Genomic DNA, 19,389 nt, shown 5'->3' with positions numbered 1-19,389 from the left:
CCCACTTCATGCCACTTTCCGCCACTTGCGCACACTATAGGAATGCGCCCACCACACCGTCAAGGCGCGGATCAAAGGAAAACCCTTACAGAACGGAGATTTAGGAGCATAAAAGGAGGGGCAACGAGAATCTGGCGGATGCTTTTATCCAATAACTTGAGACAGCACTGACAGCTGCGCTCGAAAGTTAAAGTAATTTGTTAAGAGTAAGATTTTTTCGGTATTACAAAAGCGCTTCTGCTGTTGATTGAAGCAAGGTGGGAAATGGCTATTACTGCGATTGCCGCTGCCGGATTTCCAGAGCAGGCCTGCTGATAATAAACAGCCCTGTCGCCTTTAATTCAAGCAGGGAAAAGAAAAAGGTGGAGAGTCGATCTGTAAGCCGGGTTCTGTCTTGAACAGTCATTCGTCTACGATGGCCATCACTGGACATCTTTAGCAACCTACCCGGTCCCAGCGCGGGCCACGCCTTGGGACCCTATTTGGTCTTGCTCCAAGTGGGGTTTACCTAGCCACGAACTGTTGCCAGACGTGCGGTGCGCTCTTACCGCACCTTTTCACCCTTACCGGCGCCGAAGCGCTTAGGCGGTTATTTTCTGTGGCACTTTCCGTAGGCTCACGCCTCCCAGGCATTACCTGGCACTTCGCCCTATGGAGCCCGGACTTTCCTCCCCCCCCTAATTTTCATAGAGGGCAGCGACTGTCCGATCGACTCTCCGCCGCGCAGGTTAACGGCAGAGCGCCCGAAGAACAAGCGCTAATAGCCCGCAAACCGGTCTGCGCGACGGGTTACGCGTCTTTTTGCTGATCCAGCGCCACCTGATACAGCACGTTTTTGCGCTCACCGGTGATTTGCGCTGCCAAAGCTGCAGCACGCTTGAGCGGCATCTCTTCGAGCAGCAGATTGAGGATGCGCATCGCCTCGCTGCTGACGGCATCTTCGGATTCCGGTGCAGTCCAGCCAGCCACTACAACAACGCATTCGCCACGCTGCTGATTGCTGTCCGCCTCGACGAACGCACGCAACTCGGCCAGAGGCAGACCCTTGAGCGTTTCAAAGGTCTTGGTGATTTCACGGGCGAGCAATGCCGGGCGTTCTGCACCAAACACGGATTCCATATCCTGCAGGCATTCGAGAATACGATGCGGCGCCTCGTAGAAAATCAGTGTGCGCGGCTCTTCCTTGATGGCTTCCAGGCGTGCCTTTCGGCCAACAGCCTTGGCCGGCAGAAAACCTTCAAAGATGAAACGGTCGGATGGCAAGCCAGCCGCCGACAACGCCGCGATCAACGCACAGGCACCCGGCACCGGCACCACATTGATCCCGGCGGCACGTGCCTGGCGCACCAGGTGATAACCCGGATCGGAAATCAGCGGCGTACCGGCATCGGAAATCAGCGCAACGTTGTCGCCAGCCAGCAGACGAGTAATGAAACGACTGCCCTCATCACGCTCGTTGTGTTCATGGCAGGCCGCCAGCGGCGTGGCGATGCCAAAGTGCTGCATCAGACGCTGGGAGTGGCGCGTGTCTTCGGCGGCGATCAGCGCGACTTCGCGCAGGATCTTCAACGCCCGGGCGCTGATATCGTCCAGGTTGCCGATGGGCGTCGCCACCACATAAAGCGAGCCCGCAGCGGAATTCAAAGCACCTGGAGCAGTCAAAGCGCACACCTCATGATCGGTAAAAGCCGCCATTGTAGCGCGTCACGCGCCCGGCGATGCGCTCGCGGCAGACACGGTTTGTCGCACCATTGTGCGGTCGCGCAACATTTACATCAGCTAAATTGACGGTTTCACACCAGTAACATCGCGCCCCGGCCAGCGCTTGGGTACAATTCGACGCTAATTTGATCGAGTATCAGGAACACTTACATGATCGCTTGCCTGCGGCTGTTCACTGCCCTCTGCCTCGCTGCCCTGTTGGCGGCCTGCGCCAGCTCCCCTTCCTCCAGCCTTGGCGAACTTCCACGGACTCCGGATGCCAGTATCGAGCAACTGCTCGAACAGGCTGCCCAGGCCAAATCGCCGGACAAAGCTGCGTTGCTGCGCCTGAGCGCGGCCGACATGGCTTACCGCCAAGGCAACGCCGGACAGTCCGCGCAGATCCTGCAACAAGTGCCGATGGAGCAGCTCCAGCCAGGCCAGCAGGCATTTGCCAGCACCTTGTCTGCTGAACTGGCCATGACCCGCAACCAGCCGAAAGCCGCGCTGGCAGCCTTGAACCATCCAAGCCTGCAGCGCCTGAGCGAAATGTCGATTCCACTGCAGGTTCGCTCCGGCACCGTTCACGCCCGCGCCCTTGAAGCCGATGGCCAGACACTGGCTGCCGCTCGCGAGCGCATCTTCATCGCACCGATGCTGGAAGGCGAAGCCGCCAGCAAGAACCACGAAGCGATCTGGACCCTGATTGCGTCGCTGCCGACCGATCAACTGCAACCCAACGGGACCGACGACCTCGCAGGCTGGATGAGCCTGGCCCTGGCCGTGAAAACCGCCGGCACCCTGGAGCAGCAACAGGCTGCCATCGACGACTGGCGCTCGCGGCACCCGAAACACCCGGCCGCGATCAACCTGCCGCTACCTCTGACCAAACTCAAGGAACTGGCCAGCCAACCCCTGAGCAAGATTGCCCTGCTGCTGCCACAGGACGGCCAGTTGGCTTCCGTCGGAAAGGCCCTGCGTGACGGCTTCATGGCCGCGCACTACCAGGCCCAGCAAGCCGGCCAGAAGCCACCGGCCATCGTGTTCTACGACAGCTCGCACCTGACCAGCATGGATGAGTTCTACCGCAAGGCCCAGGCCGACGGCGTGCAACTGGTTGTCGGACCGCTGGAAAAACCACTGGTCAAACAGCTGAGCACCCGCCCGCAACTGCCGATCACCACGCTGGCGCTGAACTACAGCGAAGGCGACCAGGGCCCGGCGCAACTGTTCCAGTTCGGCCTCGCCGCTGAAGACGAAGCCCGCGAAGTGTCCCGCCGCGCCCGTGCCGACGGCCTGCACCGCGCTGCGATCATGGTGCCGAAAGGCGAATGGGGTGACCGCGTCCTGCGCGCATTCAGCCAGGACTGGCAAGCCAACGGCGGCAGCATTGTTGCCACCGAGCGTGTCGATCAACCTGTGCAACTGGCCCAGCAGATCGCCGACATGTTCCAGTTGCGCCAGAGCGAAGCTCGCGCCAAGAGCCTGCAGAATGCTGCCGGCACCAACGTCGCCGCCCAGCCTTCGCGTCGCCAGGACATCGAGTTCATTTTCCTCGCCGCGACTCCGCAACAGGCCCAGCAAATCAAGCCGACCCTGAACTTCCAGTACGCCGGCGACGTTCCGGTCTACGCGACCTCCCACGTATTCAGCGCCAGCGGCGACGTGAACCAGTACAACGACATGAACGGCGTGCGCTTCTGCGAAACCCCGTGGCTGCTGGATGCCAACGATCCACTGCGCAAACAGGTCACCGCACAATGGCCACAAGCCGCCGGCAGCCTCGGCCGCCTGTACGCGATGGGTGTTGACGCCTACCGCCTGGCACCACGTCTGAGCCAGCTCAAGACCCTGCCGGACAGCCGCATCGACGGTCTGTCGGGCAGCCTGGGCATGACCCAGAGCCAACGCGTCGTACGTCAGTTGCCATGGGCCCAGTTTGTCAGCGGCCAGATCCAGCGCCTGCCGGACACCCCGCGCTGATGCCCGACAGGTCACACCTGCAAAGCGGCAAGGATGCCGAGCGCCAGGCGCTCGAGCATCTGCAACACCAGGGTCTGCGCCTGCTGGCGCAGAACTGGTTATGTAAACGCGGCGAGCTTGATCTGGTCATGCTTGATGGCGATACAGTAGTATTCGTCGAAGTACGTTACCGAAAGAACACTCAATGGGGTGGAGCGCTCGACAGTATCGACGGGCGCAAACGGCAGAAACTGATTTTCGCCGCACAGTATTTTCTTCAGCGCGAGTCGCGTTGGGCCAATTCCCCCTGCCGCTTCGACGTGGTGGCCATCGACAGCCACCAGGGTCAGCTGAACTGGTTGCAGAATGCGTTCGACAGTTGAGCGCCTGCGCCGACCTGGACATTTTTACTCAACACTTTTGCTCTTTGCTTTGCGGGCTGCACATTCACGTGCCGGACAGCCGCGCTAATTAAGGTCACACAGATGGACATGCAATCCCGAATTCGCCAGCTTTTTCAGGCCAGTATCGACACCAAGCAACAGGCGATGGACGTACTTGCACCGCACATCGAGCAAGCCAGCCAGGTAATGGTCAACGCCCTGCTCAACGAAGGGAAAATGCTCTCGTGCGGCAACGGCGGCTCGGCCGGCGATGCCCAGCACTTTTCCTCGGAACTGCTCAACCGTTTCGAGCGTGAGCGTCCGAGCCTGCCGGCCATCGCCCTGACCACCGACAGCTCGACCATCACCTCGATCGCCAACGACTACAGCTACAACGAAGTGTTCTCCAAGCAGATCCGTGCACTCGGTCAGCCAGGCGATGTGTTGCTGGCGATTTCGACCAGCGGTAACTCGGCAAACATTATTCAAGCGATCCAGGCCGCACATGATCGCGAAATGATTGTCGTAGCTTTGACCGGACGCGATGGCGGCGGCATGGCGTCGCTGCTGCTGCCCGAGGACGTCGAGATTCGCGTACCGGCCAATGTCACCGCACGTATTCAGGAAGTCCACTTGCTGGCGATCCATTGCCTTTGTGATCTGATCGACAGCCAACTGTTCGGGAGTGAAGAATGACCCCTAATCGCCTTGGCCTTCTGGCCTTGACCCTGTGCCTCGGCATTACTGGCTGCACCTCCGTGGTGAATGCCAGCCGCGAAGCACCGATTGAAGACGATCGCGGCACCCGCACCTTCGGCAGCAAGATCGACGATTCATTGATCGAAACCAAAGTCGGCGTCAACGTGGCCAAGGCCGATCCTGGCCTGGACAATGACTCGCACATCGTCGTCACCAGCTTCAACGGCATCGTGCTGCTGGCCGGCCAGACCCCGCGCGAAGACCTCAAGGCCAAGGCCGAACAGGCTGCCGCCAATGTGCAACGCGTGAAGAAGGTGCACAACGAGCTGCAAGTGATCGCCCCTTCGAGCTTCCTCGCCCGCCAGAACGACTCCTGGCTGACGACCAAGATCAAGACCCAGATGCTGACCGACGCCAGCATTCCCGGCTCGCGCATCAAAGTCGTGACCGAGAACGGCATCGTCTATCTGCTCGGCCTGCTGACCAAGCAGGAAGCAGCCCAGGCCACCAATCTGGTCCAGGGCGTGTCCGGCGTGCAGAAGATCGTGAAACTGTTCGAGTACATCGACTGAGAACGATCTGCCATCGGTGGCGCTTACGAAAGCGCTATCGCGAGCAGGCCCGCTCCCACGGGCACAAAAAAGGCGATCCGGTTGGATCGCCTTTTTTATTACTTCACCACTTTCAGGCTTGGCCGGCCGCTTGGGCGCGGTGGCTCGCTGTCTGGTGGCGGAACATCGTCATCCTGCTCGATCTCGTCTTCGTCATCCATCGGCGACTCCAGATCGAACACCATGCCCTGACCGTTTTCCCGGGCGTAGATACCCAGGATCGCAGCAATCGGCACGTACAGGCTGTGCGGAACACCACCGAAGCGACCTTCGAAGGTCACGACGTCGTTGTCCATGTGCAGATGCCGCACGGCACTCGGTGAAATATTCAGGACAATCTGCCCGTCACTGGCAAAGCCCTGCGGTACCTGCACTGCCGGGTACTCGGAATTGACCAGCATGTGCGGGGTGCAATCGTTATCCACAATCCACTCGTAGAGCGCGCGGACCAGATAAGGTCGACTGGAGTTCATAGCGGCTCCTTAAGCCTTAGCGCATGTCGCGTTCGACACCAGACAGACTCGCCTGGAAAGCCTCACGCGCAAATTGACGCTCCATATAATCAAGCAGCGGCTTGGCCGGCCGCGGCAGTTCTATACCCAGAATCGGCAAACGCCAGAGTATTGGCAATAGGCAGCAATCCACCAGACTTTGTTCCTCACTGAGGAAAAACGGCTTGTCGGCGAACAGCGGCGACACGCCCGTCAGGCTTTCACGCAATTCCTTGCGCGCCACGACACGCGCAGCTTCCTTGGTGCGTGAATCCAGAATCAGATCCACCAGACCACACCAGTCACGCTGGATGCGGTGCATCAACAGACGACTGTTGGCACGCGCCACCGGGTACACAGGCATCAATGGCGGATGCGGGTAACGCTCATCCAGATATTCCATCACCACGGTCGACTCCCACAACGCCAGGTCACGATCGACCAGCGTCGGGAGACTGCCGTAAGGGTTCACTTCAATCAGTTTAGGCGGCTGACGACCAGCCTCCACAAAAATGATCTCGGCGCTGACACCCTTCTCTGCAAGCACGATGCGCACTCGGTGGGAATAGTGGTCGGCGGGGTCGGAGTAACAGGCCAACCGATTGGTCACGCCCATGGCGATCCTCCTCGCTTGTTGAAATAGTCGGAGCCGGAAAAACGCGCGCGCCCAGAGGGCGCCTCCCGCAGTACCTGGCTGACCAGGCCTTGCGTTTTCAGAGGCGCCCTTGGGCGCGCGCGATTAACAGCAATTGCTTGAAGCGTTATCAGTGCACGTCTTTCCAGTATTCACGCTTGAGCAGGTAGGCGAACACAAAGAAGAACGCCAGGTACAGCAAGACGTAAGTACCGATGCGCTGATGTTGCAGCTTAACCGGGTTAGCCGAGTAAGCCAGGAAGGTTACCAGATTCTTGACCTTCTCATCGAACTGCTCTTCGTTCAGGGTGCCGGTTTTCGGCACGATGGTCAGTTGATCGCAGGCTTCATGAGTCAGAGGCGTACCGGTCAGCGGATCGTACTGCTTCTTGCCATCCTCGACGATCTGCACCTGCTTGCAACCCACGACCTGACGACCTTGCAGGCCGACCAGCACGTTAGGCATGCCGACGTTCGGGAAGACCTTGTTGTTCACGCCCCATGGACGCGCCGGATCTTCATAGAACGAACGCAGATAACCATACAGCCAGTCGGTGCCACGAACACGCGCCACCAGGGTCAGGTCCGGCGGCGCCGCACCGAACCAGGTCTTGGCGTCGGCCGGTTGCATGCCGATGTTCATGTGATCGCCGATCTTGGCACCGGTGAACACCAGCTTCTCCAGCATCATTTCGTGCGGAACACCGAGGTCATCGGCAACACGCTCGTAACGCTGGAACTTGGCGCTGTGGCAACCCATGCAATAGTTGGCGAAGGTACGCGCACCATCCTGCAGGGCAGCCTTGTCGGAAACGTCGATGTCGACTTTTTCCAGTTCCGGACCACCGTGTTCCGCAGCAAAGGACAGCACAGGCAGAGCAGCAAAAATCAGAGCAAAAAATAACTTTTTCATCAGCCAGTCACCCTTTCCGGAACCGGTTTGGTCTTCTCGAGCCTGGTGTAGAACGGCATCAGAATGAAGTAGGCGAAGTACAGGAAGGTGCAGACCTGCGACACCAGCGTGCGCTCCGGCGTCGGGGCCAGAACCCCCAGAATGCCGAGAATCACGAAGGAAATGCAGAACACCACCAGCCAGATTTTGCTCATCCAGCCTTTGTAGCGCATCGATTTGACCGGGCTACGATCCAGCCATGGCAGCACGAACAGCAAGGCAATCGAGGCCCCCATGGCGATAACGCCCATGAGCTTGTCCGGGATCGCACGCAAGATTGCGTAGAACGGTGTGAAGTACCAGACCGGTGCAATGTGCTCTGGCGTCTTGAACGGGTTGGCCTGCTCGAAGTTTGGTTTTTCGAGGAAGTAGCCGCCCATTTCCGGGAAGAAGAACACAATGAAGCAGAAGATAAACAGGAAGACCACCACACCGACGATGTCTTTCACGGTGTAGTACGGGTGGAAAGCGATGCCATCCAGCGGAACACCGTTTTCGTCCTTGTGCTTCTTGATGTCCACGCCGTCCGGGTTGTTCGAACCCACTTCGTGCAACGCCAGAATGTGCAGCACCACCAGACCGAGAATCACGATCGGCAAGGCCACCACGTGCAGGGCGAAGAAGCGGTTCAGGGTGATTCCGGAAATCAGGTAGTCACCACGAATCCACTGGGTCAGGTCGTTGCCGATGACCGGAATCGCGCCGAACAGCGAGATGATCACCTGGGCACCCCAGTAGGACATCTGGCCCCATGGCAGCAGGTAACCCATGAAGGCTTCGGCCATCAGCGCCAGGTAGATCAGCATGCCGAACACCCACACCAGCTCCCGCGGCTTCTGGTACGAACCGTAAAGCAGGCCACGGAACATGTGCAGATAGACCACGATGAAGAATGCCGAAGCTCCGGTTGAGTGGAGCAAACGCAGGATCGAGCCGTACTCGACGTCGCGCATGATGTATTCGACGGAGGCAAACGCCTCTTCAGCCGACGGGGTGTAGCTCATTGTCAGCCAGACACCGGTGACGATCTGGTTGACCAGAACGAGCAGTGCCAGCGAGCCGAAGAAGTAGAAGAAGTTGAAGTTTTTTGGTGCGTAATACTTGCTGAGATGGTCTTCCCACATTTTGGTGGCGGGGAAGCGCGCATCAACCCAATCCATGAACTTGCTCATCACGCTTTCTCCGTATCGACGCCAATGACAATCAGGTCATCGGTCTCATAGGAATGCGGGGGTACTGGCAGGTTCAAAGGCGCAGGTTGCGACTTGTAGACGCGGCCAGCCAGATCGTAGTGGGAACCGTGGCAAGGGCAGAAATAGCCGCCTACCCAGTCTTTGCCCAGATCCGCGGGTGCCACTTCGGGACGGAAGGTCGGTGAGCAACCCAGGTGAGTGCAGATCCCGATCAGCAGCAGGATTTCCGGCTTGATCGAACGCACTTCAGGGTCGACATAGGTGGGTTGCGTGGAGTTTTTGGAGGTCGGATCGGAGAGCTGGCCCTCGATCTTCTTGAGATTCCCCAGGATTTCCGCAGTACGGCGAACAATGAATACCGGCTGGCCGCGCCATTCAGCAATCATCTGCTGTCCGGGCTCGATCTTGCTGACATTCACTTTCACCGGTGCGCCGGCAGCCTTCGCCTTGGCACTGGGAAACCATGACCCCACGAACGGGACCGCAGCCCCCACCGCTCCTGCAGCACCCACCACGGATGTGGCCGCTACCAAGAAGCGACGCCGGCCTGCATTCACGCCGTCATTGCTCATTCAGTCCTCTCCCATCAGCTTTGTGGCCTGTTAAATCAGGCATCTACTAAATATGAAACAATGTACTTATAAAAATTTTGCCGAATGGTAATGAAAACCCCCAATTCTGACAAGGTAATTACCCGGAGGGCTGGCCCTCAAGCCTTGTAGTATAGGGGGTCTACGAATGTGGCAAGTTGTCACAGCGCAATTATTCGAGAAATCGCACGCATAAAAAAACGCCCGGTTCCGTGAGGAATCGGGCGTTCTTTTTGAACGTGGAAGCGGAATTAACGCTTCGAGTACTGCGGACGCTTACGCGCTTTACGCAGACCAACTTTCTTACGTTCAACTTCACGGGCGTCGCGGGTAACGAAGCCAGCTTTGCGCAGAGCGCTACGCAGGGTTTCGTCGTAGTCCATCAGAGCGCGAGTGATACCGTGGCGGATTGCGCCAGCCTGACCACTTACACCACCGCCGATCACGGTGACGTAGATGTCGAATTTCTCGACAGTCTCGGTCAGTTCCAGCGGCTGACGAACTACCATGCGGGCAGTTTCGCGGCCGAAGAACGAATCCAGCGAACGGTTGTTGATGGAGATGTTACCAGTACCCGGACGCAGGAAAACGCGTGCGGTTGCGGTCTTGCGACGGCCAGTGCCGTAATTTTGAGTCGCCGACATAATGAACTATTCCGTTAAATCTTCAGTTCTTGGGGCTGCTGAGCAGTATGAGGGTGTGCAGCGCCCGCATAGACTTTCAGCTTACGGTACATGTCGCGACCCAGCGGGTTCTTAGGCAGCATGCCTTTAACCGCGGTCTCGATCACGCGCTCAGGGGCCTTGGCGATCAGTTTTTCAAAGTTGATCGACTTGATACCGCCCGGGAAACCGGAGTGGGAGTAGTACATTTTGTCAGTGGTTTTAGCACCGGTTACACGAACTTGCTCAGCGTTGATCACGACGATGTAGTCGCCGGTGTCAACGTGAGGAGTGTACTCAGGCTTGTGCTTGCCACGCAGACGGCTCGCGATTTCGGTGGCCAGACGACCCAGGGTCTGACCAGCAGCGTCGACGACAAACCAGTCGCGCTTTACTGTTTCCGGTTTAGCAGTAAAAGTTTTCATTCTTTATAGCCTCAGGGGCCGCCTGTAAATAAGACGGCGGATCTTACTGAATAGTGCGTACTTTGACAAGTCAAAGGCAGCCGGATACAGACGCTTTCGGGGGCTCGGGTCGGCGCGTCCGTTCAACGGCAAGATTCTTCGGCGGCGGGGCATCACTTCCACTGCAGAAAGAGGTCGGCAATTATGCAGATTGCGAAAAAAATTTCAACCTGCTTTTATGCTTGTTTTGCCCAAGGAGCACCCGATGGACTATCGCCAGCTAGGCCGTACCGACCTGAACGTGAGTGCAATCTGCCTCGGCACCATGACCTGGGGCGAGCAAAACACTGAGGCTGAAGCCTTCGCCCAGATCGAGCGGGCCAAGGGCGCCGGGATCAATTTCATCGACACCGCCGAGATGTACCCGGTGCCGCCAAAAGCCGAAACCTATGCCACCACCGAGCGCTACATCGGCAATTATTTCAAGAGTCGCGGCGACCGCGCCGACTGGATCCTCGCCAGCAAGATCGCCGGCCCCGGCAACACCATCGATTACATCCGCGACAAAAACCTGCGCCACAACCGCCAGCACATCACCGAGGCGGTGGACGCCAGCCTCAAGCGCCTGCAGACCGACTACATCGACCTGTATCAACTGCATTGGCCGGAGCGCAGCACCAACTTTTTCGGACAGCTGGGCTACAAACACAAGATCGAAGCCAACCTCACCCCGCTCGAAGACACCCTCGAAGCGCTCGATGAGCAAGTGAAGGCCGGCAAAATCCGCCACATCGGCCTGTCCAACGAAACCCCGTGGGGCACCATGCGTTTTCTGGCCCTGGCCGAAGCCCGTGGCTGGCCGCGCGCGGTATCGATCCAGAACCCGTACAACCTGCTCAACCGCAGCTTCGAAGTCGGCCTGGCGGAAATCGCCATTCGCGAACAGTGCGGCCTGCTCGCCTATTCACCGCTGGCATTCGGTTTCCTGTCGGGCAAGTACGAAGGTGGCGCCCGCCCGCCAAAAGGCCGCCTGAGCCTCTACAGCCGTTTCAGCCGCTACTTCAATGCGCAATCGGAAGCGGCGTGCAGCCGTTACGTGGCACTCGCCCGGGAACATGGCCTGGATCCGGCGCAAATGGCGCTGGCCTTCGTCAATCAGCAACCGTTCGTCACCAGCAACATCATCGGGGCGACGACACTGGAGCAACTGGACAGCAACATTGCCAGTTTCTATCTGAATCTTTCAGACGAAGTGCTTGAAGGGATTGAAGCGATTCACAAGGATCATCCGAACCCGGCACCTTGATTGGCAGAAAAAACGCTTTCGCGAGCAAGCTCGCTCCCACAGGCACGGTGATCACCTGTGGGAGCGAGCTTGCTCGCGAAGGGGCCAGTCAATTCACTGCAAAACTCAAAGCGACCGCGCAATAATCTCTTTCATGATTTCATTGGTACCGGCATAGATCCGCTGCACCCGCGCATCCGCCCAGGCCCGGGCCACCGGGTACTCCCACATGAAACCGTAGCCGCCATGCAGTTGCACGCACTCGTCGAGCACCTTGCATTGCAGGTCGGTGCCCCAGTACTTGGCCATTGCCGCCGTCGGCACATCCAGTTTGCCCTGAAGGTGCAGCTCCAGACAGCGATCAACGAACACGCGGCCGATCTGAATCTCGGTGGCCATTTCCGCCAGTTTGAAGCGGGTGTTCTGGAAGTCGGCAATCGCCTTGCCGAACGCCTTGCGGTCACGGGTGTAATCCAGCGTCCATTGCAGTGCCGCCTCGGCTGAGGCCAGCCCGCCAATCGCCACCGTCAGACGCTCCTGCGGCAGTTCCTGCATCAGATAGGCAAACCCGGCGCCGGCCTGACCCAACAGGTTTTCCTTCGGCACTCGCACGTCCTGGAAGAACAATTCCGACGTGTCCTGGGCCTTCATTCCGACCTTCTCCAGGCGCTTGCCCTTGTCGAAGCCCGGCGTGTTCGCCTCTACCAGAAACAGACTGGTGCCCTTCGCACCGGCCTTCGGATCGGTCTTGGCCACGACGATCACCAGATCAGCCAGAAAACCGTTGGTGATGAAAGTTTTCGAGCCGTTGATCACGTATTCGTCGCCATCCAGCACCGCTGTGGTCTTGACCCCTTGCAGGTCGGAACCGGCGCCGGGCTCGGTCATGGCGATGGCGCTGACCATCTCGCCGGACACCAGTTTCGGCAGGTATTTCTGCTTCAGCGCCTCGCTGCCGTAATGCAGGATGTACGGCGCAACGATGTCCGAATGCAGGGAAAAACCAATGCCGGTCAGACCCAGCCGCCCCACTTCCTCGATCACCACGGCGCTGTACAGGAAGTCCGCCCCCAACCCGCCGTATTCTTCAGGCAGATGCGAGCAGAGCATCCCCGCCTCCCCTGCCTTGTTCCACAGTTTACGGTCGATGTAGCCTTGTTTTTCCCATTGCCCGTGGAACGGCACCGCCTCTTTCTCAAGGAATGTCCGCACGCTGTCGCGGAACAATTCGTGCTCGGAGCTGAACAGGGTTCTGGGAATCATGCGTCACCTTTCGTTCTTGTTGGAGGGATCAGACCTTCAGAGACTAAGCCGCACACCCGTTACAGGACACTGGACACATCCGACAAAAAATAAGACGATCCAGCCGTCTGGTGACCACTTTCCCTTATAAAAACAAAAGTTGAATTATGTCCAAGCAAGTCTCCACGCCCTTGCGGCGCGTCAGTATCCTGGCGATCGACCGGGTTTTCGCTTCAACCCTCATGCAAGCCAAGGATTTCTTCCATCTGGCCAGCCTGCGTTACGGCAAACAACTGGGCCACGGCCTGACTCCGGCGTTCGAAACCCGCCTGGTCAGCCCCGACGGCAAACCGGTTAACAGCTTCAGTGACGTGGTCATGCCGGTGGACGGCGGTCTGGAAAATGCCGACGTCATCATCCTCCCGGCCTTCTGGGATGACTTCGACACGCTGTGCCAACGTTATCCACAGGTGCTGCCGTGGCTGCGTGAACAGCACGCCCGTGGCGCCGTGCTCTGCGGCGAGGCCACCGGGGTGTTCTGGCTGGCCGAGGCCGGCCTGCTCAACGGCAAGGAAGCGACCACTTACTGGCGCTTCTTCAACGCCTTCGCCGAACGCTTCCCCAAGGTCTATCTCAATCAGGACAAGCACCTGACCGACGCCGACAACCTGTACTGCGCCGGCGGCACCACCTCGGCCTGCGACCTCTATATCTATCTGATCGAACGCTTCTGCGGCGCCAATGTGGCGCAAGCCGTAGCCCGCGACATTCTTTATGAAGTGCAGCGCAGCTACTCACCGGGCCGCATCGGTTTCGGCGGCCAGAAACTGCACCAGGACGTGATCATCCTGCAGATCCAGCACTGGCTCGAAGAGCATTTCGCCGACAAGTTCCGCTTCGAAGACGTGGCCCGCGAGCACGGCATGAGCATTCGCAACTTCATGCGCCGCTTCCAGACTGCCACCGGTGACAAGCCGCTGCATTACCTGCAACGACTGCGCATCGAGACCGCCAAGGGCCTGCTCTCCGGCAGTCGCAAGAGCATCAAGACCATCAGCTACGAAGTTGGCTACGACGATGCGAGCTTCTTCGCACGCCTGTTCCGCCAGCACACCGAACTGTCGCCGAACCAGTATCGACAGCAGTTCCAGCAAGCTGCCTGACGATTCGACCAGACACAAAAAAGGGCCTGCATCTGCAGGCCCTTTTTGTTTGCCGAATCCGCTTAAGGCTTGTGTGCCCGGGACAGGAATTCGTGGGATTGCATCTCCAGCAGACGGCTGAGGGTCCGCTGGAATTCGAACGTCAGGCGCCCGCCGGTGTACAGGTCTTTCAACTCGACTTCGGCAGAAATGATCAGCTTGACGTTACGGTCGTAGAACTCGTCGACCATGTTGATGAAGCGACGGGCGATGTCGTCGGTGGTGACGCTCATCTGCTCCACGCCACTGAGCAGCACGGCGTGGAAAATCTTGCCCAGTTCGATGTAGTCGTTCTGGCTACGCGGGCCGTCGCACAGTTCGCGGAAATCGAACCAGGCCACGTCATCGCAAGTACGCAGGGCGCGGATTTCGCGGTTCTCGATGATCAGCACATCATTTTCCACGGCCGCCGTGCATTCAGGCGTCAGCGCGCGGAAGCTCTTGCGCAGGCTTTCGTGAGCGGCTTCATCGAGCGGGAAGTGGAACAGCTCTGCCTGCTCGAGGTGACGCAGACGATAGTCGACGCCGCTGTCGACGTTGACGATCTCGGTGTTCTGCTTGATCAGCGCGATGGCCGGCAGGAAGCGCGCGCGTTGCAGGCCGTCCTTGTACAGACCGTCCGGCACGATGTTCGAGGTGGCGACCAGGGTTACGCCGTTCTTGAACAGCTCTTCCATCAGCGTGCCGAGGATCATGGCATCGGTGATGTCGGAAACGAAGAATTCATCGAAGCAGATGACCCGCGATTCAGTCGCAAAACGCTTGGCGATGATGGTCAGCGGGTTTTTCTCGCCGCCGAGGGTTTTCATCTCTTCGTGCACGCGCTTCATGAAGCGGTGGAAGTGGGTGCGGGTCTTTTCCTTGAATGGCAGCGCTTCGAAGAAGGTGTCCACCAGGTAGGTCTTGCCGCGACCCACGCCGCCCCAGAAGTACAGGCCCTTGACCGGCGTCTGATCCTTTTTGCCAAACAGCTTGCCCAGCAAACCCGGCTTGTTCTGCTCGGCCGCGATCAGATCGTCGTACAGGCGTTGCAGATGACGCACGGCAGTTTCCTGCGCCGCGTCATGGAAGAAGTCCGGGCGTTTCAGATCAGCTTGATATCGTTCTAGGGGCGTCATAATTCGTTAGCAAGGCAACAAAAACGGGCCGTCACTGTAGCGATGGCCCGTGGGAATGGCAATCGGCCCTTGGTCGGGCCGGCCCGTTGATTATTCCTGAACCGGTGTCAGAGCGATCCGCAACGCCTCAATGGCCGCGTCCCGCGCAGCAGCGTCGGCGAACGCCGGGCTGTCACCGACACACTCGCCTTCCAGCCAGACGCTGAAGCTCAGGTCTTCGCTGCGCACATCCAGCGCCGCACCCGTTTGCAGTTGCTTGGTCACCTGGCCGGCGGTTTTACCATCGGCGAAGTTGCGCGACTGCAGCAGTTGCTCGCCATCGGCCGCCAGCAGGCGGAAACGGAAGCTGCCGTCGTCTTCGCGGAAGCTGACGAAGCGCGCGGCTTTCGCGGCTTTCTTCTTGGTGGTCGCAGCCACCTGAACCTGATTGACGAAGGAGCGCAGGCCGACCGCTTCACGCAGTTCGTTGAGGAACGGCGTCGCCACCGCACGGGCCTTCTTGGCGCCGTGCTGCAGGATGTCTTCCAGATCCGCCGGACGCTCGATCAACTGGTGGTAACGCTCACGGGACTCGCCCAGTTCGTTGTCGAGCAACTGGAACAGACGGTTCTTCGCTTCGCCCCAACCCAGACCGCCCAGCAGCTCGCTGCGGAACTCGTCGGCCTGCGCCGGCGTGGCGAACGCCTGGAACAGGGTGAACAGGTGCGAGTTGTCCGGATCTTTCGCTTCGCCCGGCGCGCGGGAGTCGGTAACGATCCGCGAGATCGCGTCCTTCATGTCCTTGGCGCTGGTGAACAGCGGGATGGTGTTGTCGTAGCTCTTGGACATCTTGCGCCCGTCCAGGCCCGGCAACGTGGCGACGCTTTCCTCGATCAGCGCTTCGGGCATGGTGAAGAACTCCTTGCCCTGGCCGAACAGGTGGTTGAAGCGCTGGCCGATGTCGCGGGCCATTTCCACGTGCTGGATCTGGTCGCGACCGACCGGCACCTTGTGCGCGTTGAACATCAGGATGTCCGCCGCCATCAGCACCGGGTAGCTGTACAGGCCCATGGTGATGCCGGCATCCGGGTCTTCGCCGGTCTCGACGTTCTTGTCCACCGAGGCCTTGTAGGCGTGGGCGCGGTTGAGCAGACCCTTGGCGGCGACACAGGTCAGCAGCCAGGTCAGCTCGGGGATTTCCGGAATGTCGGACTGGCGATAGAAGGTCACACGATCCACATCCAGGCCACCGGCCAGCCAGGTCGCGGCGATTTCCAGACGCGAGCGCTGGATGCGCAACGGGTCATCGCACTTGATCAGGGCGTGATAATCGGCCAGGAAGTAGAACGAATCGGCGTTCGTGTCACGGCTGGCGACGATCGCCGGGCGAATGGCACCGGCGTAGTTGCCCAGGTGCGGGGTGCCGGTGGTGGTGATGCCGGTGAGGATGCGGGTACGGTTCGTCATGGGTAATCGCTTGTCAGACTGCAATCAATTCGAGAGACGCGGCAGGATCAGATCCTTGAGATCGGTCAGCTTGCCATGAAAAAAGTGTCCGCATTCTGCCACTTTCAGCAGCTCATGGGGGCGCCGGAGTTTGTCCGACCATTCGTAGACCAGCTGCGGATCGATCACCTCGTCGGTTTCCGGCTGGATCACGGTCAGCTCGCCCTGCTGCGGCAACTGATCCTGATCACCCAGGCGCATGACCGCAGGCGCCACCATGAACAGGTGCTTGAGCGCCACGCCTTGTGCTTCAAGACGACCGCCGAGACTTGCTGCAACAAATCCGCCGAAGGAGAAACCGAACAGGGTCAGCGGCAGATCCGGGTGTTTTTCCCGCAGCCATGCGGCGGCGGCCTGGGCGTCATCGACTTCACCGCTGCCCATGTCGTGGGCGCCTTCGCTGGCACCGACGCCGCGGTAGTTGAAACGCAGGGTGATCAGGCCCGCGTCGCGCGCGGTGCGCTGCAGGGTCGAGACGACCTTGTTGAGCATGGTGCCGCCCTGCACCGGGTTGGGATGGCAGATCAGCGCGATGCCGCGTGGCTGCTCGTTATCCAGGTACAGGGATTCAAGTTGACCCACCGGGCCATCAATCACTACAGGGGTTTCACGCATCAGCAAGGAAGGAACTCCGTGACCTCGAATCGGGTCGACTCGTCTAGCAAATTGTCTGTGCCAATCTATTGCGAGTGAATCGCGGTATACAGCGCAGGTTCGAGCCGTTAACGTAAAGCAAAGCCGTTTATAGAGGAAGGACTCGTGGAACACTCGCTCTTAGTTTGGTTGTTACCGACTCTTGCCCTGGTTGTGGGTGTCGCCATTGGTTTCCTGATCGCACGCGTTGCGCCGAACGCCGCGCCCAGCCGCACACAGCGTCAACTGGACGACATTCAGGAACGTTTCGACAGTTATCAGAATGAAGTGGTGACCCACTTCAACAGCACCGCCAATCTGGTCAAGAAACTGACCCAGAGTTACCAGGAAGTACAGGACCATCTCGCCGAGGGCGCCAACCGTCTGGCCCTGGACGAACAGACCCGTCAGCGTCTGCTGGCCTCCCTGCACTCCGAAGCGGTTCAAGCTCCACGGGAGCGCCTGACGCCACCGCACAGCCAGGAGCCACCGCGCGACTACGCGCCGAAGACTCCGAACTCGCCGGGCATGCTCGATGAGCATTACGGTCTGAAGAAGTAATCAGCCTTCGCACCAACAAAAAGCCCCCGGACAATCACTTGTCCGGGGGCTTTTTTGTACCTGACGGTTACGGATACTGCTGAACCGTACCCGGCTGCTGTTGCTGCTGACCACCGTACTGCTGGCCCGGGATCGCCTTCAGGTTGACTTCAACGCGGCGGTTCTGCGCACGGCCATTGACGTCACCGTTGCTGGCAACAGGATTATCCGGGCCGGCACCACGGGCCGACAGGTTGGCACCGCTGACGCCTTGCGAAGTCAGGTAGGTCGCCACGCTCTGCGCACGACGCTGGGACAGGTCCATGTTGTGCTGGCGGCTGCCGGTGCTGTCGGTGTAACCGACGATTTCGATCTGGTTCTGGTTGAACTCCCTGAGCGAGCCCGCCAGGTTGTTCAGCGGTTGATAGAAGCTTGGCGCGATGTTCGCCGAATCGGTGGCAAAGGTGATGTTGCCCGGCATGATCAGCTTGATCTGATCGCCCTGACGCTGCACTTCAACACCGGTGTTGGCCATGCTGGCGCGCAGTTTTTTCTCTTGCTGGTCGGCGTAGTAGCCGTAACCGGCAGCGGAAGCACCGACGACGGCAGCGCCGATCAAGGCGCCCTTGCCGCGGTTGTTGTGGTCGATGGCGGCGCCGGCCAGCGCACCGGCCAGTGCACCGAGACCGCCGTACTTGGCGGTTTTGCTCATGCCCTGGGAGCCACCGTCGGCCTGACCCTGATTGTCATAGGGGTTGGGCGAGGCGCAGCCGGACAGTACGGCTACGGCAGTAGCGACAATAATCAAACGACGCGTGGTGAACATGGAGAGCTCCTACTTTTTTGCATTCTGTGGTGCAACGGCCGTTTGGCAATGGACCTTTGCGGGCGTTGGATCATGACAATGCACAAAAATTCCGCCGGGCACTCGTGACAAAATGTTTAGGCGCGCACGAACGGATTTTCCCGCATTTCATCGCCCAGACGCGTGTCCGGGCCATGTCCGGCCACAACGGTCGCGTCCTCGTCCAATGTGTACAGCCGCTGCTTGATCGATCGCACGATGGTCGCCTGATCGCCGCCCCACAAATCCGTGCGCCCTACTCCGCGCCGGAACAATGTGTCACCGGCAATCAACAGCTTAGCCTCGGAAAACCAAAAGCTCATGGAACCGGGTGTATGCCCCGGCGTATGCAACGCCACGCCGCAGCCGCAGGCGAGTTCTTCATCATCGCTCAGCCAGCGATCCGGCGATGGCACCGGGGTGTAGGGCACACCGAACATCTGGCATTGCATCTCCAGGTTGTCCCACAGGAATTGATCTTCTTTATGCAGGTGCAGGGTTGCGCCGGTTTTCTCTTTCATCTGACCGGAGGCGAGAAAGTGATCGAGATGCGCATGGGTGTGGATGATGCTCACCACTTTCAGACCCAGCGCATCGAGGCGCGCCATGATCAGATCGGGATTGCCGCCCGGGTCGACAACAATGGCTTTCTTCGTTACCGGGTCGCCGATGATCGTGCAATTGCACTGCAGCGGGCCGACGGGGAAGGTTTCGCGGATGAGAGCCGGCGCAGCAAAAGTCATGAGAAGTCCCGGAAA

General features: G+C 59.2%; 21 protein-coding genes and 1 other RNA gene. 7 read left to right on the top strand and 15 right to left on the bottom strand.

Going from position 1 to position 19,389, the window contains the following annotated elements:
• Positions 1-362: 362 nt before the first annotated feature.
• Together rnpB and rsmI are read right to left on the bottom strand one after the other, a co-directional pair.
• An RNA gene (rnpB, locus tag CAG02_RS12535) (RNase P RNA component class A) lies at positions 363-716 on the bottom strand.
• A gap of 73 nt (positions 717-789) precedes the next feature.
• A complete protein-coding gene (gene rsmI / locus CAG02_RS12530; protein ID WP_085709345.1) occupies positions 790-1,695 on the bottom strand; it encodes a 16S rRNA (cytidine(1402)-2'-O)-methyltransferase in 906 nt (301 codons plus the stop codon).
• Positions 1,696-1,872: 177 nt separating this feature from the next.
• Here rsmI and CAG02_RS12525 point away from each other — a divergent pair, with 177 nt between their 5' ends.
• From CAG02_RS12525 to CAG02_RS12510, 4 genes are all read left to right on the top strand, one after another.
• Positions 1,873-3,684 (top strand): penicillin-binding protein activator, encoded by a 1,812-nt coding sequence (locus CAG02_RS12525; RefSeq protein ID WP_085709344.1) that lies wholly within the window; start codon positions 1,873-1,875, stop codon positions 3,682-3,684.
• Positions 3,684-4,046 carry a YraN family protein gene (locus CAG02_RS12520; RefSeq protein WP_007956783.1) on the top strand — a complete coding sequence of 121 codons (363 nt, stop codon included), beginning with the start codon at positions 3,684-3,686 and terminating at the stop codon, positions 4,044-4,046. Before CAG02_RS12525 ends, CAG02_RS12520 begins: the two co-directional genes overlap by 1 nt.
• 102 nt (positions 4,047-4,148) lie before the next feature.
• Positions 4,149-4,742 (top strand): phosphoheptose isomerase, encoded by a 594-nt coding sequence (locus tag CAG02_RS12515; protein ID WP_007928463.1) that lies wholly within the window; start codon positions 4,149-4,151, stop codon positions 4,740-4,742.
• Positions 4,739-5,317: a BON domain-containing protein gene (locus tag CAG02_RS12510; RefSeq protein WP_085709343.1), complete on the top strand. Its 579-nt coding sequence runs from the start codon at positions 4,739-4,741 to the stop codon at positions 5,315-5,317. Before CAG02_RS12515 ends, CAG02_RS12510 begins: the two co-directional genes overlap by 4 nt.
• 98 nt (positions 5,318-5,415) lie before the next feature.
• On the opposite strand, the gene CAG02_RS12505 is transcribed toward CAG02_RS12510, so the two are convergent.
• From CAG02_RS12505 to rplM, 7 genes are all read right to left on the bottom strand, one after another.
• Positions 5,416-5,829: a ClpXP protease specificity-enhancing factor gene (locus CAG02_RS12505; RefSeq protein WP_007956787.1), complete on the bottom strand. Its 414-nt coding sequence runs from the start codon at positions 5,827-5,829 to the stop codon at positions 5,416-5,418.
• A gap of 16 nt (positions 5,830-5,845) precedes the next feature.
• Positions 5,846-6,463 (bottom strand): glutathione S-transferase N-terminal domain-containing protein, encoded by a 618-nt coding sequence (locus CAG02_RS12500; protein WP_085709342.1) that lies wholly within the window; start codon positions 6,461-6,463, stop codon positions 5,846-5,848.
• Between the two features lie 148 nt (positions 6,464-6,611).
• Positions 6,612-7,394, bottom strand: coding sequence for a cytochrome c1 (locus CAG02_RS12495; protein ID WP_064383969.1), 783 nt, complete (start codon positions 7,392-7,394; stop codon positions 6,612-6,614).
• Positions 7,394-8,605 (bottom strand): cytochrome bc complex cytochrome b subunit, encoded by a 1,212-nt coding sequence (locus CAG02_RS12490; protein WP_085709341.1) that lies wholly within the window; start codon positions 8,603-8,605, stop codon positions 7,394-7,396. The genes CAG02_RS12495 and CAG02_RS12490 overlap by 1 nt, the downstream gene beginning before the upstream one ends.
• Entirely contained in the window at positions 8,605-9,198 is a 594-nt protein-coding gene (gene petA / locus CAG02_RS12485; RefSeq protein ID WP_003228055.1) for a ubiquinol-cytochrome c reductase iron-sulfur subunit, read from the bottom strand. The genes CAG02_RS12490 and petA overlap by 1 nt, the downstream gene beginning before the upstream one ends.
• A gap of 269 nt (positions 9,199-9,467) precedes the next feature.
• Positions 9,468-9,860 carry a 30S ribosomal protein S9 gene (rpsI, locus tag CAG02_RS12480; RefSeq protein ID WP_007961615.1) on the bottom strand — a complete coding sequence of 131 codons (393 nt, stop codon included), beginning with the start codon at positions 9,858-9,860 and terminating at the stop codon, positions 9,468-9,470.
• Positions 9,861-9,874: 14 nt separating this feature from the next.
• Positions 9,875-10,303 (bottom strand): 50S ribosomal protein L13, encoded by a 429-nt coding sequence (gene rplM, locus CAG02_RS12475; RefSeq protein WP_007928449.1) that lies wholly within the window; start codon positions 10,301-10,303, stop codon positions 9,875-9,877.
• A gap of 244 nt (positions 10,304-10,547) precedes the next feature.
• Between rplM and CAG02_RS12470 the strand changes: the two genes are divergently transcribed.
• Entirely contained in the window at positions 10,548-11,588 is a 1,041-nt protein-coding gene (locus CAG02_RS12470; protein WP_085709340.1) for an NADP(H)-dependent aldo-keto reductase, read from the top strand.
• 105 nt (positions 11,589-11,693) lie between these two features.
• Here CAG02_RS12470 and CAG02_RS12465 read toward each other — a convergent pair whose 3' ends face one another.
• On the bottom strand, positions 11,694-12,830 hold the full coding sequence (locus tag CAG02_RS12465; protein WP_085709339.1) for an acyl-CoA dehydrogenase family protein: 1,137 nt from the start codon (positions 12,828-12,830) through the stop codon (positions 11,694-11,696).
• A 245-nt stretch (positions 12,831-13,075) separates the two neighbouring features.
• Here CAG02_RS12465 and CAG02_RS12460 point away from each other — a divergent pair, with 245 nt between their 5' ends.
• The gene (locus CAG02_RS12460; protein ID WP_170931599.1) at positions 13,076-13,972 is read left to right on the top strand and encodes a GlxA family transcriptional regulator; all 897 of its coding nucleotides are present in this window, start codon (positions 13,076-13,078) and stop codon (positions 13,970-13,972) included.
• A gap of 62 nt (positions 13,973-14,034) precedes the next feature.
• On the opposite strand, the gene zapE is transcribed toward CAG02_RS12460, so the two are convergent.
• The 3 genes from zapE to CAG02_RS12445 form a co-directional block, all read right to left on the bottom strand.
• Complete coding sequence (gene zapE / locus CAG02_RS12455) at positions 14,035-15,129, bottom strand: cell division protein ZapE (protein WP_085606932.1); 1,095 nt, start codon at positions 15,127-15,129, stop codon at positions 14,035-14,037.
• Positions 15,130-15,219: 90 nt separating this feature from the next.
• On the bottom strand, positions 15,220-16,575 hold the full coding sequence (locus CAG02_RS12450; protein ID WP_085709337.1) for a tryptophan--tRNA ligase: 1,356 nt from the start codon (positions 16,573-16,575) through the stop codon (positions 15,220-15,222).
• A 24-nt stretch (positions 16,576-16,599) separates the two neighbouring features.
• Complete coding sequence (locus CAG02_RS12445) at positions 16,600-17,229, bottom strand: alpha/beta hydrolase (protein ID WP_085709733.1); 630 nt, start codon at positions 17,227-17,229, stop codon at positions 16,600-16,602.
• 144 nt (positions 17,230-17,373) lie between these two features.
• Here CAG02_RS12445 and CAG02_RS12440 point away from each other — a divergent pair, with 144 nt between their 5' ends.
• On the top strand, positions 17,374-17,808 hold the full coding sequence (locus tag CAG02_RS12440) for a YhcB family protein (RefSeq protein ID WP_085709336.1): 435 nt from the start codon (positions 17,374-17,376) through the stop codon (positions 17,806-17,808).
• Positions 17,809-17,875: 67 nt separating this feature from the next.
• Here the strand turns inward: CAG02_RS12440 and CAG02_RS12435 are convergent, their stop codons facing one another.
• Both CAG02_RS12435 and CAG02_RS12430 read right to left on the bottom strand, forming a co-directional pair.
• A complete protein-coding gene (locus tag CAG02_RS12435; protein ID WP_085709335.1) occupies positions 17,876-18,613 on the bottom strand; it encodes an OmpA family protein in 738 nt (245 codons plus the stop codon).
• A 116-nt stretch (positions 18,614-18,729) separates the two neighbouring features.
• Positions 18,730-19,374 carry an MBL fold metallo-hydrolase gene (locus CAG02_RS12430; protein ID WP_085709334.1) on the bottom strand — a complete coding sequence of 215 codons (645 nt, stop codon included), beginning with the start codon at positions 19,372-19,374 and terminating at the stop codon, positions 18,730-18,732.
• Positions 19,375-19,389 lie beyond the last annotated feature (15 nt).

This window comes from Pseudomonas sp. R43(2017), assembly GCF_002112345.1.
GTDB classification, from domain to species: Bacteria; Pseudomonadota; Gammaproteobacteria; order Pseudomonadales; family Pseudomonadaceae; genus Aquipseudomonas; species Aquipseudomonas kribbensis.
Note: the sequence above shows the minus strand (reverse complement) of the source record. Positions and strands in the feature narration are given on the sequence as shown.

Coding starts and splice junctions, on each gene's coding strand:
- petA (WP_003228055.1), bottom strand. CDS start 9,198: ATGAGCAATGACGGCGTGAATGCAGGCCGGCGTCGCTTCTTGGTAGCG.
- CAG02_RS12490 (WP_085709341.1), bottom strand. CDS start 8,605: ATGAGCAAGTTCATGGATTGGGTTGATGCGCGCTTCCCCGCCACCAAA.
- rplM (WP_007928449.1), bottom strand. CDS start 10,303: ATGAAAACTTTTACTGCTAAACCGGAAACAGTAAAGCGCGACTGGTTT.
- CAG02_RS12450 (WP_085709337.1), bottom strand. CDS start 16,575: ATGACGAACCGTACCCGCATCCTCACCGGCATCACCACCACCGGCACC.
- CAG02_RS12435 (WP_085709335.1), bottom strand. CDS start 18,613: ATGTTCACCACGCGTCGTTTGATTATTGTCGCTACTGCCGTAGCCGTA.
- CAG02_RS12430 (WP_085709334.1), bottom strand. CDS start 19,374: ATGACTTTTGCTGCGCCGGCTCTCATCCGCGAAACCTTCCCCGTCGGC.
- CAG02_RS12495 (WP_064383969.1), bottom strand. CDS start 7,394: ATGAAAAAGTTATTTTTTGCTCTGATTTTTGCTGCTCTGCCTGTGCTG.
- CAG02_RS12515 (WP_007928463.1), top strand. CDS start 4,149: ATGGACATGCAATCCCGAATTCGCCAGCTTTTTCAGGCCAGTATCGAC.
- CAG02_RS12470 (WP_085709340.1), top strand. CDS start 10,548: ATGGACTATCGCCAGCTAGGCCGTACCGACCTGAACGTGAGTGCAATC.
- CAG02_RS12525 (WP_085709344.1), top strand. CDS start 1,873: ATGATCGCTTGCCTGCGGCTGTTCACTGCCCTCTGCCTCGCTGCCCTG.
- zapE (WP_085606932.1), bottom strand. CDS start 15,129: ATGACGCCCCTAGAACGATATCAAGCTGATCTGAAACGCCCGGACTTC.
- CAG02_RS12445 (WP_085709733.1), bottom strand. CDS start 17,229: ATGCGTGAAACCCCTGTAGTGATTGATGGCCCGGTGGGTCAACTTGAA.
- CAG02_RS12500 (WP_085709342.1), bottom strand. CDS start 6,463: ATGGGCGTGACCAATCGGTTGGCCTGTTACTCCGACCCCGCCGACCAC.
- CAG02_RS12505 (WP_007956787.1), bottom strand. CDS start 5,829: ATGAACTCCAGTCGACCTTATCTGGTCCGCGCGCTCTACGAGTGGATT.
- rpsI (WP_007961615.1), bottom strand. CDS start 9,860: ATGTCGGCGACTCAAAATTACGGCACTGGCCGTCGCAAGACCGCAACC.
- CAG02_RS12520 (WP_007956783.1), top strand. CDS start 3,684: ATGCCCGACAGGTCACACCTGCAAAGCGGCAAGGATGCCGAGCGCCAG.
- rsmI (WP_085709345.1), bottom strand. CDS start 1,695: ATGGCGGCTTTTACCGATCATGAGGTGTGCGCTTTGACTGCTCCAGGT.
- CAG02_RS12465 (WP_085709339.1), bottom strand. CDS start 12,830: ATGATTCCCAGAACCCTGTTCAGCTCCGAGCACGAATTGTTCCGCGAC.
- CAG02_RS12510 (WP_085709343.1), top strand. CDS start 4,739: ATGACCCCTAATCGCCTTGGCCTTCTGGCCTTGACCCTGTGCCTCGGC.